Raw genomic sequence first — 14,160 nt, 5'->3', positions numbered from 1 at the left:
ATCTATGAATGATGCTATTACTTCTGTTGAAAATAATCAAAGAAGAACTCCTAGAAATAAAGGTGGAAAACCTAATCCTAAGAGAAACAACGCTAAAACTAATAAAGAAGAAACAGCTGGAACTCAAGAATAATAAATTATAGGGAAAGCTAGTCTTTCCCTTTTTAAATAAAATAATAAAGGAGAAACAAAATGAAAATTACTGCAAGTTTAGTAAAAGAATTACGTGAAAAAACTGGTGCTGGAATGATGGATTGTAAAAAAGCTTTAGAAGCTTGTGATGGTGACATCGAAAAATCATTTGACTGGCTAAGAGAAAAAGGAATTGCTAAAGCAGCTAAAAAAGCTGATCGTATTGCTGCTGAAGGTTTAACTGCATTTGTTGTTGATGGAAATGTTGCTGCAATCGTTGAAGTTAACTCTGAAACAGATTTCGTAGCTAAAAACGCTGAATTCCAAGCTTTAGTAAATACAATCGCAACAACTGTTGCTAATAATCAACCTGCTGATTTAGCTGGTGCCTTAGCTATCGATGTTGATGGTAAAAGCTTAGAAACTGTTATCGCTGAAGCAAGTGGTAAAATCGGTGAAAAAATTAGCTTTAGAAGATTTAATGTATTAACTAAAAATGATGATGAAGAATTTGGTGCATATTCACACATGGGTGGAAAAATGACTTCAGTTGTTAAAATTGCTAATACAACTGCTGAAAAAGCTCGTGATGTAGCTATGCATGTTGCTGCTAGTAACCCAACTTATATTGATAGAACAGCTATCCCTCAAGAAGTATTGGATCATGAATTATCAGTATTAAAAGCACAAGCTTTAGCTGAAAATGAAAAAGCTGCTAAACCTAAACCAGAAAATATTGTTGAAAAAATGGTTCAAGGTAGATTAAATAAAAACTTAAAAGAAATGTGCTTAGTTGACCAAGAATTTATTAAAAATCCTGATGAAACAGTAGCTAAATTCTTAGGTAACGGTAAAGTTTTAGAAATGGTTAGATTCCAAGTTGGTGAAGGAATGCAAAAACGTGAAGAAAACTTTGCTGAAGAAGTTGCTGCACAAATGAAAGGTTAAAATAAAAGTCATCACTTTCCAGTGATGATTTTTTATTGCCGTCAATGATTTATAATTAACGTCACAACGTGGCTTACCTTGACTATTGTTAAAAAATGTGATAAATTTTTCTAAGAAAAGGGTCATTATAACTATAATGGGATGTTTTAAAGCATAATTCTTTTTAAATTTTAAGCAAGGAGATTAATATGAAGTATAATCGAGTATTATTGAAATTAAGTGGAGAAGCTTTAGCTGGTGATGATAAGACTGGTATCAATGCACATACGGTTGCTGACATTGCAAGACAAATCAAAGATGCTAAAGAGTTAGGAGTAGAAATTGCCATTGTTTGTGGTGGTGGAAACTTATGGCGTGGTAAAACTGGGGCTGATATGGGTATGGATCGCTCTAGTGCTGACTATATGGGAATGTTAGCCACTGTTATGAATGGCTTAGCGGTTCAAAACGCTTTAGAAACAATTGGTGTTCCAACAAGACTTTTGACGGCAATTGAAATGCGACAAGTAGCCGAACCATATATTCGTCGTCGGGCAATTCGTCATTTAGAAAAAGGAAGAATCGTTATTTTTGGAGCTGGAACTGGTAGTCCGTTCTTTACAACTGATACAACAGCTGCATTAAGAGCTGCTGAAATTAATGCAGATGTAATTTTAATGGCTAAAAATGGAGTTGATGGTGTTTATTCAGCTGATCCAAAAATTGATCCAAACGCTAAACGTTTTGATTCAATTTCATATTTTGATGTTTTACAAAAAGATCTAAAGATCATGGATCAAACAGCAATTACTTTATGCAAAGATAATAATATTGACTTATGTGTGTTCAATATGCAAGAAGATGGAAATATTGCAAGAGCATGCAATGGTGAAGATATTGGAACAACAATTTCAGGAGGGAAATAATATGATAGATTTAATTTTAGAAGATACTAGTGAAAGAATGTTAAAGGCAATTGAAGCATTTCAACGTGATTTATCAACAATTAGAACTGGCCGTGCTAATCCAAATATGTTAGATCGTGTTATGGTTGATTATTATGGTTCACCAACACCAGTAAACCAAATTGCCGGGATTTCGGTAGTTGAAGGGCGTCAGTTAGTGATTAAACCATACGACCGTTCAAGTATCAAGGATATTGAACATGGTATTTATGAAGCTGGTTTAGGGTTGACACCGCAAAATGATGGTGAATTAATTAGAATTATGGTACCTGCTTTAACTGAAGAAAGACGTCGTGAATTTGCTAAAAATGTATGGAAATTTGCGGAACATGCAAAAGTAGCAGTTCGTAATATTCGTCGTGATGCAAACGATGAAATCAAAAAAAGTGATGCTCGTGAAGATGAAGTCAAAGATGGTCAAGAAAGAGTACAAAAATTAACTGATAAATATGTTAAAGAAATTGACGAAATTGGAAAAGCTAAAGAAAAAGATATAATGACCGTATAATAATAAGCGCCATCGTGGCGCTTTTTGGTTTTTATCATGAGTATGCTAAGACTTTTTTTTAATTCTTTTTTATGGTATAATCTCGACAAGCTATATAGGAGGATTATAACATGTTTTTAAAAAAAGGGAAAAAAGAGGAAACTTATCAAGATATTGATTTAAATAATATTCCTAAACATATTGCTTTTATCATGGACGGTAATGGGCGCTGGGCTAAAAAAAGAAAAATGCCACGTACTTATGGGCATCATGAAGGAACTAAGACTATTCGTGATATTGCCTTAAGCTGTAATGAATTAGGGGTTAAGGCAATGACTGTTTATGCCTTTTCGACTGAAAATTTTGCTCGACCTGATCAAGAAGTTCAATATATTTTTAAATTACCTAAAGATTTTTTTGAATCTTATATGAAAGAACTAATGGAAAATAATGTAAGAATCACTACAATTGGTCACTTAGATATGGCTCCAGTAGAAACACAGGAAATAATCAATCGAGCAATTGATAAAACACGCAATAATACTGGCTTGATTTTATGCTTTGCTTTTATCTATGGTGGTCGTGATGAAATTGTTTGGGCAACTAAAAAAATCGCTCAAAAAGTCCAAGATGGTAAAATAGATGTTAATCAAATTGATGAAACAATTTTTAGTAATGAATTGATGACCAAAAAATTACCTGAAGTTGATTTAATGGTTAGAACAAGTGGTGAACAGCGATTATCAAATTTTTTATTATGGCAGTTGGCGTATGCTGAATTTGTTTTCACTGATGTATTTTGGCCTGATTTCAATGATCAAGAATTAAAAAAAGCTATTTGGTTATATCAAAATAGAGATCGTCGTTTTGGAGGGTTAAAATAATGAAAGAGAGAATCATAACCGCAATTTGTTTAATGCTTGTAGCCATTCCTTGTGTAGTATTTGGTGGCATTTATTTTAAAATTTTAATTGGGATAATATTAGCTTTGTCAGTATATGAAATGCTGCATATTTGTGTTCGTCCTAAAATCAAGTTATATATATACCCAATTGTTTTATTATTTTTCGTTTATGGTTTTTTATTAGATCTTAATGATTTATTTCTAGCTTCTTATGGAATCTTGCTTTATATGGTAATTTTATTTGCAGCAACGATTTTTGATGAAACATTGACAATTGAAAGAACGGGTTATATTTTTACCATGGGTGTTTTGATCAATGCCGGCTTACATGCTTTGATGGTATTAAGAGATGTTTATGGTTTTCAATATGTCTTATTATTAGCACTGGCAACGTATGGCAGTGATACTGGAGCTTATTTTACTGGAGTTTTCTTTGGTAAACATAAATTAATTCCCCGGCTTTCTCCTAAAAAAACAATTGAAGGTTCAATTGGCGGTGTATTTTTAGGGACTATATTAGCAACATGTTATGCTAGCTATTTAGGACTGTTAACTGAAAATATTATTTTGATTGGTGCTTTTCTTGTTCTTACAATGACAGGACAGATTGGTGATTTGGTTTTTAGTGCAGTCAAACGCCACTTTGGAGTCAAAGATTATTCTAATTTATTGCCAGGGCATGGTGGTATTTTAGATCGAATCGATAGTATTGTTTTTAATGCAGTTGTATTTAGTTTCTTTTTAGTAATGGTGAGGTTATAATGATGAAAAAAATTACAATTTTAGGAGCTACCGGATCGATTGGGATGCAAACAGTTGATGTTGTTAAAAATCATCCTGATCAATTTCAAGTTGTAGCATTGTCAGCTGGTTATAATATAAGTAAAGTTGAAGAAATTTTGGCAACTATTCCTGTTTCGTATGTTTGTGTCGTAAAGAAGGAAGATGCCCTTTATCTAACAAACAAATATCCAAACATCAAAGTTTGCTATGGCGAAGCTGGCTTGGTAGAGATCGCTACAATCGATCAAGTTGACATTGTCTTAAATGCCATTGTCGGGTTTGCGGGATTAGTACCAACTATTGAAGCAATTAAAGCAAAAAAAGATATTGCGCTTGCAAATAAGGAAACTTTAGTGGTTGCCGGGCATATAATTACTAAACTGGTAAAAGAAAATAATGTTAAGTTACTACCAGTAGATAGTGAACATTCTGCCATTTTCCAATCACTTAACGGTGAACAGCATAAACAAATTAAACGGATCATTTTAACTGCTAGTGGTGGCAGTTTCCGTGATAAAACACGTGAGGAATTAGTAGGGGTCAGTGTTCAAGAAGCATTAAATCATCCAAACTGGTCAATGGGTGCTAAAATTACGATTGATAGTGCAACTTTATTTAATAAAGGATTAGAAGTAATTGAAGCTAAATGGTTATTTGATGTTTCTTATGACCAAATTGATGTATTGATTCATCCTGAAAGTATTATTCATTCAATGGTCGAGTTTGTTGATACATCAGTTATCGGGCAATTAGGTAATCCTGATATGCGTTTACCAATTCAATATGCTCTTACTTATCCTAATCGCGATGTTTTATGTGGTGGTGAAAGCTTAGATCTAGCAAAAATTGCTACCTTGACTTTTAAAAAGCCTGATTTCAACCGTTTTAGAGCATTAAAAATGGCTTATGATGCCGGAATTACCGGTGGCAGTATGCCTTGTGTTTTAAATGGTGCTAATGAACAGGCTAATGAATTGTTTAGAAACAACAAAATTGAGTTTCTACAAATTGAAGAATTAGTAGCTAAAGCATTAGCCGCTCACCAAGTTATTGCCAATCCAACTTTAGCACAATTAATTGAAACTGATGCCTGGGCACGTCAGTATGTTTTAAAACAGATAGGAGAAGATTAATGCAGACATTAATTACAATAATTGTATTTATTTTAATTTTAGGAATTGTGGTATTAATTCATGAATTTGGTCATTTTATTACCGCAAAATCATTCGGTGTCTATTGCAGTGAATTTTCAATTGGAATGGGACCAAAATTATTTTCAAAAAAAGTTGGTGAAACTGAATATGAAGTTCGGGCTTTACCAATTGGCGGTTTTGTTTCGATGGCTGGTGAAGCTGATAATGACATTGAAGAATTTAAAGATGTCCCATTTGAACGAACAATCAATGGGATCAGCTGCTGGAAAAGAGTAGTTGTTTTTCTAGCTGGTGTCTTTATGAACTTTGTTTTATCAATTGTAATTTTAATCGGTGTTTATTGTTTTATCGAAGTTCAAGATAATACGCCTGTAATCGGTTCGGTTGTTGATGATGGACCAGCAATGATGGCTGGAATTGAAGCTGGTGATCGAATTACTAAAATCAGTTATAACGGTGAAGATCATTTGATTGGTTCATATAACGATATTCGTGAAACACTGCAAGAAATTGAAATTAATGGTGATACAATCAATGTTGAAGTAGAATTAGTTCGTAATGGAAAAACTCAGACAAAACAAGTTATGGCTAAATATAGCGATGAAAACCAAGTTTACTTGCTAGGTGTAACCGCAGCTACTAGACAGTTAAGTTTCTTTGAAGCTATCAACTATGCTTTAGCACAGTTTAAAACTTTATCATTGTTGATCTTTACGACTTTAGGGAAATTATTTTCGGATACTGCTAATACAATTGGTCAGCTATCGGGTCCAGCAGGAATTTATAGTGCTACTGCACAAATTACAGCTACCGGTTCTATTAGTCAGCTCTTGCTCTTTTTAGCGATGATTTCCACTAATGTTGGTATTTTCAATTTATTACCAATTCCAGGTTTAGATGGCTGTCAGGTAATTTTTACTTTAGTTGAAAAAATGATTGGCCGCGAGTTACCAATGAAATTGCGTTATGCATTACAGCTAGCTGGTTTAGCACTGGTATTTGGTCTATTAATCTATGTAACGATCAACGATGTTTCAAGAATATTTAGTTAACGGGAATTAATTTTCCCTTTTTATTATGTTATAATTGATTTTATGAAAGTTAAGGTGATTAAATGAAAGACAAGTTATTAATCCTTTTAGAAAACTTAAAAATAGAACAAGAAGCAAACGAATTAAAAAACGGAACGATCACACGTGTAGTTGTCAAAAAAGATAACAGTTATATTTTTTATTTAGAATTTGATCAGCTGCTACCGTTTGAACAATATCAATTATTGATTAGAAACCAGGAACATTTTCCTTATCCTATTTCTTATCATCTGCATTATACTAATCATGATTATGATCTACATGAATTAGAATTATATGTTGGCTATATTTTAGAACAACTAAAGCAAGAATACCCAGTATTTGCTACTTTAACAACCGCCAGTTTTAAACTGGGGACTAAAATTAAAGTAGAAACATGCAATGAAATTCAATTAGAACAGTTGAAACAATTAAATGAACAAATTATTAAAATGTTTGAACAAATCGGGATTGAAAAAAACTTCGAATATTATATTGATGAAAATAATAAAGTATTCAAAAATATTCAGGCAGAAATGGAAAATCCTGAATTACCGGTAATTGAAAAACCTAAAGAAAGTAAACCAGCTGTTACTAAAACTGAAAATAATTATTATCGTAATAATCGAAGTCAAAAAAATGCGGTTACTTTGAAAATTGAAGAAATTACTAATCAGACAATGGAAAATAATATTGTCATCACTGGTTATGTTTTTAAAACCGATTTAATTAAAATCAAATCTGGCAAACATATTCAAAGTTTGTGGGTCACTGATTATACCGATTCAATTATTGTTAAAAGATTTGAAAACAATACTAAAAATACTTTAGAAGAATTAAAATTAATTGGTAAAGGCGGTGTTTGGGTCAAGGTCCAGGGAGAAGTCAGGTTTGACAGTTATTCTAAAGAAACAGTTATGATGGCTCGTCTAGTCGAAATAATCAAAGGACCAGCACCAAGGCAAGACAAAGCTGAACAAAAACGAGTTGAATTACACATGCATTCGAAAATGTCAACGATGGATGGAATTAGTACTGTTAGTCAATATGTTCAAACAGCTGCTTCATGGGGTCATAAAGCAATTGCAATTACCGACCATCAAAATGTTCAGGCTTATCCTCAAGCTCAAATTGCTTCAAAAAAAGCGGGAATTAAAATGATTTATGGAAGTGAATTTAATATGGTTGTTCCTGTATTGAATATTGTTTTTAACCGAGTTGACCGTTCAATTGAAGATGCTACTTATGTATCATTCGACTTAGAAACAACCGGGTTATCCGTAATTCATGATGGAATTACCGAATTTGGAGCGGTTAAGATAAAAAATGGTGAAGTAATCGATCGAATGCAAACTTTTATTAATCCGCAAAAAACAATTTCATCAAGAATTAGTAATTTAACTAATATTACTAATGATATGGTTAAAGACCAGCCGACGATTGATCAAGTTTTACCAAAAATAATTGATTTTTTTGATGACTGTATTTTAGTTGCTCATAACGCTAACTTTGATATTGGATTCTTAAATGAAAATTTACGACGAAATCAAATGAAAGAAATTACGAATCCAGTAATTGATTCCCTTGCCCTTGCCAGAGCTATCTTAAAACCATTAAAATCATATCGTTTAGGAAATGTTTGCCGTTTGTATCGAGTCAATTATGATGATGAAGTAGCTCATCGCGCTGATTACGATGCTCAGGTACTTGCTGATGTCTTTACGATGATGCTTCATCAAATCATGCAAAGTGGTAAATATAATTTATTAGATCTATGTAAATTAACTGGTGATGATATTTATAAAATTGTTTACCCTTATCATATGACAGCTTTAGCTTTAAATAAAACGGGACTAAAAAATATGTTTAGGATCGTTAGTGAATCGAATACGATTTATTTTCATGGCAGCTCGAGAGTACCTAAAGAAAGACTAGAATATTACCGGGAAGGATTGTTATACGGGACAAGCTGTTATAATAGCGATGTTTTTGAAGCTGCCTTAAATTTATCGGATGATAAATTAGAAAAAGCAATGGATTTTTACGACTATGTTGAAATTCAACCATTAGATGATTATTATCATTTGATCGATCGTGGTAAATTAGAGAATAATGATGAATTAATCAAATCATTAAAACGAATTGTTGCCTGCGCTAAAAAATTAGATAAATTAATTGTTGCTACTGGCGATGTTCATTTTTTAGATCCTAAAGATAAAATTTTTAGAGATGTCTTTATCTCTAATCCAACGATTGGAATTGGTCATCGGGCGCATCCATTATGTAATCGCCATGACCCAAAAGCTTTTAATCCTACTCAATATTTTAGAACTACTGATGAAATGTTACAATGTTATCCATATTTACCTGAAGATGAAGTATATCAGTATGTTGTTTTAAATACTAATAAAATTGCTGATATGGTTGAAGAAATCGAACCGGTTCATGATAAATTATTTACACCGAAAATCCCGGGTGCTGATGATAATTTGAAAAAGATTTGTTACGATACAGCTTATCAAAAATATGGTAATCCTTTACCAACGATCGTTGAAAAACGATTAGAAAAAGAATTGAGCAATATTATTAAACATGGTTTTGGGGTAATTTACTACATTTCCCATTTATTAGTAAAAAAATCAAATGATGATGGGTATCTAGTTGGTTCCCGTGGTTCAGTCGGTTCTTCGTTTGTAGCAACGATGTCAGGAATTACTGAAGTAAATCCTTTACCACCACATTATATCTGTCCTAAATGTCATCATAGTGAGTTTTTAGAAGAAGGAGTCGTTAGTGATGGTTATGATCTAGAGGATAAAGCTTGTCCCAAATGTGGTGCCATTATGAAAGGAGAAGGACATAATATTCCGTTTGAAACTTTCTTAGGATTTAATGCCGATAAAGTACCCGATATCGACTTAAACTTTTCGGGTGAATACCAGGCAAAAGCTCATGCTTTTACTAAAGAAATTTTTGGTGAAGATCACGTTTTTAGAGCCGGAACAATTTCTACTGTCGCTGAAAAAACTGCTTATGGATATGCAAAAGGGTATGCTGAATTAATGGGAACGGAAAATACAATTCGTTCAGCTGAATTAGAAAGAATTGCTGCTGGCTGTGGTGGTGTCAAACGAACAACTGGACAACATCCTGGTGGAATCATTGTTATTCCTGGGGATATGGATGTTTTTGATTTTACACCATATCAATATCCCGCTGATGATCTAACGGCCACATGGCGAACGACTCACTTCGATTTCCATGCGATTCATGATAATGTGTTGAAATTTGATATTTTAGGTCATGTCGATCCAACCGTAATTAGATTGCTTCAAGATCTTACGGGCGTTGATCCTAAAACAATTCCAACTAACGATAAAAAAGTAATGAGTTTATTTACTAGCAGTGAAGCTCTTGGCTGTAATTTAGATTTTATTGGCTGTAAAAACGGGGCTTTAGGATTACCAGAATTTGGAACGAATTTTGTTCGGGGCATGTTAGATCAAACGAAACCGAAAACTTTTAATGATCTGGTGATTATATCAGGATTATCACATGGGACAGATGTATATTTAGGTAACGCCGAATCATTGATCAAATCCGGAACTTGTACACTTTCTGAAGTAATTGGGTGTCGTGATGATATCATGGTTTATTTGATTGAAAAAGGTTTACCAAATAAAGATGCTTTTGATATCATGGAATGTGTTCGTAAAGGAAAATCACCAGCAGTTTTTCCAGAAAAAAAATATGAAGAGTTAATGAAAAAACATAATGTTCCACAATGGTATATTGATTCTTGTAAAAAGATCAAATACATGTTCCCAAAAGCGCATGCCGTTGCCTATGTATTATCGGCAATTCGGGTTGCCTGGTGGAAAGTATATTACCCGCGAGAATATTATGCAGTCTATTTTTCAACTCGCTGTGATTTTTATGATATTGAAACCTTGATCAAAGGTAAAGATGCGATCATGGCTCGCCGTGAAGAAATCACGCGATTACGTCAAGAACACAGTGCTTCAAATAAAGATGAAGGCTTATGGGACGTCTTTGAAATTGCTTTAGAAATGATTGAACGCGGTTACCATTTTAGTCCAATTAGTTTAGAATACTCTGAAGCTAATAAATTCATCCTAGATCCTAATGATGAAAAAGGATTAATTCCACCATTTAGCGCTATCGATGCTTTAGGTGATGCGGTGGCTAGTACGGTCGTGGAAGCTCGTAAAAACGGTCCATTTTTGTCAAAAGAAGATGTGGTAAAACGGACCAAACTAAATAACTCACATATTAAAACATTATCAAAAATGGGTGTTTTTGATGGAATGCAAGAAAGAAATCAGCTTTCGCTTTTTTAAATATTGCATTGACTAATAAAGTGTGTTATTATAACTATAGTTTCATAGCGAAGCGGAGTGGGGGAACCCACTCTTTATTGTTGAATTGAGGTGAAAAAATGGAACTTTTGCAAAACATTAAAACAATTATTGAACCAATTTTACAAGAACATGATGTATATTTAGATGACATTGAATATGTTCAAGAAAACGGGGAATGGTATTTAAGGATTTTCGTTGAAAAAAATACTGGATCACTAGATATGGATACTTGTGTTGCAGTAAGCGAAGCAATCAGTAACAAATTAGATGAAACTGATCCAATCAAAGGTGAATATTATTTAGAAGTTTCTTCACCAGGAGTTGAAAAACCGCTAAAAACTTTTGAGCAGGTAAATGAAGCAATTGGTAAATATGTTTATGCTAAATTTTATAATCCAACTGCTGGTTTAGACGAAGTAGAAGGTTTTATTAAAGGAATTGAAGATAAAACGATTGAATTTGAATATTTGGTTAAGAATATTAAAAAGACGATCAAAATTGATTATGACAATATTAAATTTATAAGACTAGCTGTTAAATTTTAGGAGGAAATAAAAAGTGGCAGGAAAGAAATTCATGGATGCATTAAATACATTGATTGAAGAAAAAGGAATTGAAAAAGACGTTTTTTTAGATATGCTTAAAGAATCAATTGCAAAAGCATACAAAAAAAATTATTTGAGTCCTGATGCAAATGTCCGTGTTGAAATTAATGAAAAAACTGGTAAGTTTAGATTGTTTGAATTAAGAACAGTTGTCGATGATCTAGAAGACGAAGATATTGAATTATCTTTAGAAGAAGCACAAGCAATTAATCCTAAATATCAAATAGGTGATGTTGTAGAAACTGAAGCTGATGTTGAACATATTGGTCGTTTAGCAGCAATTCAAACTAAACAGTTGTTTAGACAAAAAATTCGCGAAACTGAAAAAGAAACACTGTATAATGAATTTGCGGATAAAAAAGATGATATTATTACTGGTATCGTTGATCGGGTAGAACCAAATTTTGCGATTATCAATATTGGTAAAACAGGTGCTTTTTTAGCAGCTAATAAACAAATTCCTAATGAAAAACTAATTGAAGGACAACATTTAAAAGTATACGTCAGCGATGTTGATCGTGGTACTAAAGGGACACAAATTGTTGTTAGTCGTGTTGAACCTAATTTTGTTAAACGTTTATTTGAACTAGAAGTTCCTGAAGTTTATGATGGAACAGTAGAAATCAAAGCAGTTTCTAGAGAAGCTGGGGATCGTAGTAAAATGGCCGTTTATACAAGCAATGAAAATATTGATCCAATTGGTTCATGTGTAGGACCTAAAGGTACTAGAGTAAAAAATGTTGTTGATGAATTAAATGGTGAAATGATTGATATTATTTTATGGAATAGTGATCCCGTTATCTTTATTTCTAATGCATTATCTCCTTCTGAAGTAAAACATGTTGCTATCGATGAAGAAAAACATAGTGCATTAGTAATCGTTCCAGATGATCAATTATCACTTGCAATTGGTAAGCGCGGACAAAATGCTCGTTTAGCAGTTAAATTGACAGGATGGAAGATTGATATTAAATCTTATAGCGAAGCAATAGAATTAGGTTTAATTGATGAATTAAAAGAAACTAAATCAGTAGAAGAACCATTAGTTGATGATGATTTTGAAAAAGAATTTGCTCAAGAAATGTTAGAAGAAACTAGTGATGAAGAAACTGTTGAAGCATTAGATACAGTAAATTCAAACGAAACTGACCCTATGCCAGAAACAAATTACGATCATTATGATGATGACTTCGATGATTTTGAAGATGATGAATACAGCAAGTATGATGAAGAAATCGATTATGATCAATATGATGAATATTATGATGATAAATAAGGAGTGATAAAATTGCGTAAAATTCCTTTAAGAAGATGTTTAGCAACCGGTGAACAGCTGCCAAAACAGCAGTTGATCCGGGTTGTTCGAAATAAAGAAGGTGAAGTGTTTGTTGATCCAACTGGAAAAATGAACGGTCGCGGTGCTTATTTAAAAAGAAGTCATGAAGCTTTTAACAAGGCTAAACAAAAAAAATTACTTGCTCGTGCTTTGCAGGTAGAAATACCTGATGAAATCTTTGAAGAATTGGAAAAATATGCCAATGAATAATTTCTTTAATGTTTTAGGTTTAGCTGCAAGAGCACGAAAAATTGTTACTGGGGAAACATTATTAACCAAGATTCGAAGTAAGAAAGTTTTTTTAGTAGTTATCGCTAGCGATGCCAGTGATAACAGTAAAAAGAAAATAATCGATAAATGTACTAGTTACAGTATCGATTATGTTGTTACTAGTAATATTAATGAACTGTCTAAAGCAATTGGTAAACACAACCGTGTTGCTTTAGGTATCCAGGATGCTGGATTTGCTGAGATATTAAAAAATAAGATAGGAGGGTGAATGTATGGCAAAGCAAAATAAACATAATAAAAATAAAAAAGGTGCGCCTAAAAAGAAACAATTAAAATCTAATTTTCCTACTAAAAAAGAAGAAACAGTAGCAAAAGATGGTGTTATCGTTTATGAAGAAGGAATCACTGTAGGTCAATTAGCTGAAAAAATTGGTCAGACCCCTGCAAATGTAATTAAAGTATTATTTTTACTTGGAATGATGGTTACTATTAATTCCTCATTAACTGATGAACAAGTAGAATTAATTTGTTTAGAATATGGTTATGATGTTGAAAAACATGTTGAAGTAAGTGAGGTTAACTTTGAAGAATTAGAAGTTCAAGATGATGAAAAAGATTTACAGCCTCGCAGTCCTGTTGTAACGATCATGGGTCATGTTGACCATGGAAAAACAACTTTACTTGATACTATTAGAAAATCAACGATCGTTGAAGGTGAATTTGGTGGGATTACCCAGCATATTGGAGCTTACCAGGTTGATGTTAATGGAAAAAAAGTTACTTTCTTAGATACTCCAGGTCATGAAGCTTTTACTGCAATGCGAGCTCGTGGGGCACAGGTTACTGATATTGTCGTTATTGTTGTGGCAGCTGATGATGGTGTCATGCCTCAAACTAAAGAAGCAATCGACCATGCTAAAGCGGCCAATGTGCCAATTGTCGTAGCTGTTAATAAAATTGACAAAGACGGTGCGGATCCTGAACGAATTAAAGGAGAAATGGCTGAACAAGGATTATTGCCTGAAGAATGGGGTGGCGATACTGTTTATTGCGAAATTTCAGCTAAAAAAGGTATTGGAATTGATAATTTATTAGAAACATTGACAGTCGTAGCTGAATTAGCTGATTTAAAAGCTAATCCAAACCGTTATGCTTACGGAAGTGTCGTTGAAGGTAAATTGGAT

At 33.0% G+C, this 14,160-nt stretch carries 13 protein-coding genes; all 13 read left to right on the top strand.

Annotated elements, in window-relative coordinates; all coding sequences use genetic code 11:
• Positions 1 to 192 precede the first annotated feature (192 nt).
• Positions 193 to 1,080, top strand: a complete 888-nt coding sequence (gene tsf / locus J7M77_RS10215; protein ID WP_296878147.1) for a translation elongation factor Ts — start codon at positions 193 to 195, stop codon at positions 1,078 to 1,080.
• 188 nt (positions 1,081 to 1,268) lie between these two features.
• Positions 1,269 to 1,985, top strand: a complete 717-nt coding sequence (gene pyrH / locus J7M77_RS10210) for a UMP kinase (protein WP_296878145.1) — start codon at positions 1,269 to 1,271, stop codon at positions 1,983 to 1,985.
• A 1-nt stretch (position 1,986) separates the two neighbouring features.
• The gene (gene frr / locus J7M77_RS10205; RefSeq protein WP_296878143.1) at positions 1,987 to 2,532 is read left to right on the top strand and encodes a ribosome recycling factor; all 546 of its coding nucleotides are present in this window, start codon (positions 1,987 to 1,989) and stop codon (positions 2,530 to 2,532) included.
• A gap of 110 nt (positions 2,533 to 2,642) precedes the next feature.
• Entirely contained in the window at positions 2,643 to 3,395 is a 753-nt protein-coding gene (locus J7M77_RS10200) for an isoprenyl transferase (RefSeq protein WP_296878141.1), read from the top strand.
• The gene (locus J7M77_RS10195; protein WP_296878139.1) at positions 3,395 to 4,177 is read left to right on the top strand and encodes a phosphatidate cytidylyltransferase; all 783 of its coding nucleotides are present in this window, start codon (positions 3,395 to 3,397) and stop codon (positions 4,175 to 4,177) included. Before J7M77_RS10200 ends, J7M77_RS10195 begins: the two co-directional genes overlap by 1 nt.
• 2 nt (positions 4,178 to 4,179) lie before the next feature.
• Positions 4,180 to 5,331 (top strand): 1-deoxy-D-xylulose-5-phosphate reductoisomerase, encoded by a 1,152-nt coding sequence (locus J7M77_RS10190; protein WP_296878137.1) that lies wholly within the window; start codon positions 4,180 to 4,182, stop codon positions 5,329 to 5,331.
• Positions 5,331 to 6,404 carry an RIP metalloprotease gene (locus J7M77_RS10185; protein ID WP_296878135.1) on the top strand — a complete coding sequence of 358 codons (1,074 nt, stop codon included), beginning with the start codon at positions 5,331 to 5,333 and terminating at the stop codon, positions 6,402 to 6,404. The genes J7M77_RS10190 and J7M77_RS10185 overlap by 1 nt, the downstream gene beginning before the upstream one ends.
• A gap of 62 nt (positions 6,405 to 6,466) precedes the next feature.
• Positions 6,467 to 10,783 (top strand): PolC-type DNA polymerase III, encoded by a 4,317-nt coding sequence (locus tag J7M77_RS10180; RefSeq protein WP_296878133.1) that lies wholly within the window; start codon positions 6,467 to 6,469, stop codon positions 10,781 to 10,783.
• A gap of 98 nt (positions 10,784 to 10,881) precedes the next feature.
• Positions 10,882 to 11,349: a ribosome maturation factor RimP gene (gene rimP, locus J7M77_RS10175; RefSeq protein WP_296878131.1), complete on the top strand. Its 468-nt coding sequence runs from the start codon at positions 10,882 to 10,884 to the stop codon at positions 11,347 to 11,349.
• Positions 11,350 to 11,362: 13 nt separating this feature from the next.
• Positions 11,363 to 12,685, top strand: a complete 1,323-nt coding sequence (nusA, locus tag J7M77_RS10170) for a transcription termination factor NusA (protein ID WP_296878129.1) — start codon at positions 11,363 to 11,365, stop codon at positions 12,683 to 12,685.
• 12 nt (positions 12,686 to 12,697) lie between these two features.
• Positions 12,698 to 12,955 (top strand): YlxR family protein, encoded by a 258-nt coding sequence (locus tag J7M77_RS10165; protein ID WP_296878127.1) that lies wholly within the window; start codon positions 12,698 to 12,700, stop codon positions 12,953 to 12,955.
• Positions 12,948 to 13,244, top strand: coding sequence for a ribosomal L7Ae/L30e/S12e/Gadd45 family protein (locus J7M77_RS10160; RefSeq protein WP_296878149.1), 297 nt, complete (start codon positions 12,948 to 12,950; stop codon positions 13,242 to 13,244). Before J7M77_RS10165 ends, J7M77_RS10160 begins: the two co-directional genes overlap by 8 nt.
• 4 nt (positions 13,245 to 13,248) lie before the next feature.
• Positions 13,249 to 14,160 (top strand): translation initiation factor IF-2 N-terminal domain-containing protein (locus J7M77_RS10155; RefSeq protein WP_296878125.1); only part of this gene is annotated, 912 nt, incomplete at its 3' end.

The sequence above is a fragment of the Thomasclavelia sp. genome, assembly GCF_017889095.1.
Taxonomy (GTDB): Bacteria; Bacillota_I; Bacilli_A; order Erysipelotrichales; family Coprobacillaceae; genus Thomasclavelia.
Note: the sequence above shows the minus strand (reverse complement) of the source record. Positions and strands in the feature narration are given on the sequence as shown.

Excerpts from the sequence above, each read along its gene's own strand:
- tsf (WP_296878147.1), top strand. The coding sequence starts at position 193 with ATGAAAATTACTGCAAGTTTAGTAAAAGAATTACGTGAAAAAACTGGT.
- pyrH (WP_296878145.1), top strand. The coding sequence starts at position 1,269 with ATGAAGTATAATCGAGTATTATTGAAATTAAGTGGAGAAGCTTTAGCT.
- frr (WP_296878143.1), top strand. The coding sequence starts at position 1,987 with ATGATAGATTTAATTTTAGAAGATACTAGTGAAAGAATGTTAAAGGCA.
- J7M77_RS10200 (WP_296878141.1), top strand. The coding sequence starts at position 2,643 with ATGTTTTTAAAAAAAGGGAAAAAAGAGGAAACTTATCAAGATATTGAT.
- J7M77_RS10195 (WP_296878139.1), top strand. The coding sequence starts at position 3,395 with ATGAAAGAGAGAATCATAACCGCAATTTGTTTAATGCTTGTAGCCATT.
- J7M77_RS10190 (WP_296878137.1), top strand. The coding sequence starts at position 4,180 with ATGAAAAAAATTACAATTTTAGGAGCTACCGGATCGATTGGGATGCAA.
- J7M77_RS10185 (WP_296878135.1), top strand. The coding sequence starts at position 5,331 with ATGCAGACATTAATTACAATAATTGTATTTATTTTAATTTTAGGAATT.
- J7M77_RS10180 (WP_296878133.1), top strand. The coding sequence starts at position 6,467 with ATGAAAGACAAGTTATTAATCCTTTTAGAAAACTTAAAAATAGAACAA.
- rimP (WP_296878131.1), top strand. The coding sequence starts at position 10,882 with ATGGAACTTTTGCAAAACATTAAAACAATTATTGAACCAATTTTACAA.
- J7M77_RS10160 (WP_296878149.1), top strand. The coding sequence starts at position 12,948 with ATGAATAATTTCTTTAATGTTTTAGGTTTAGCTGCAAGAGCACGAAAA.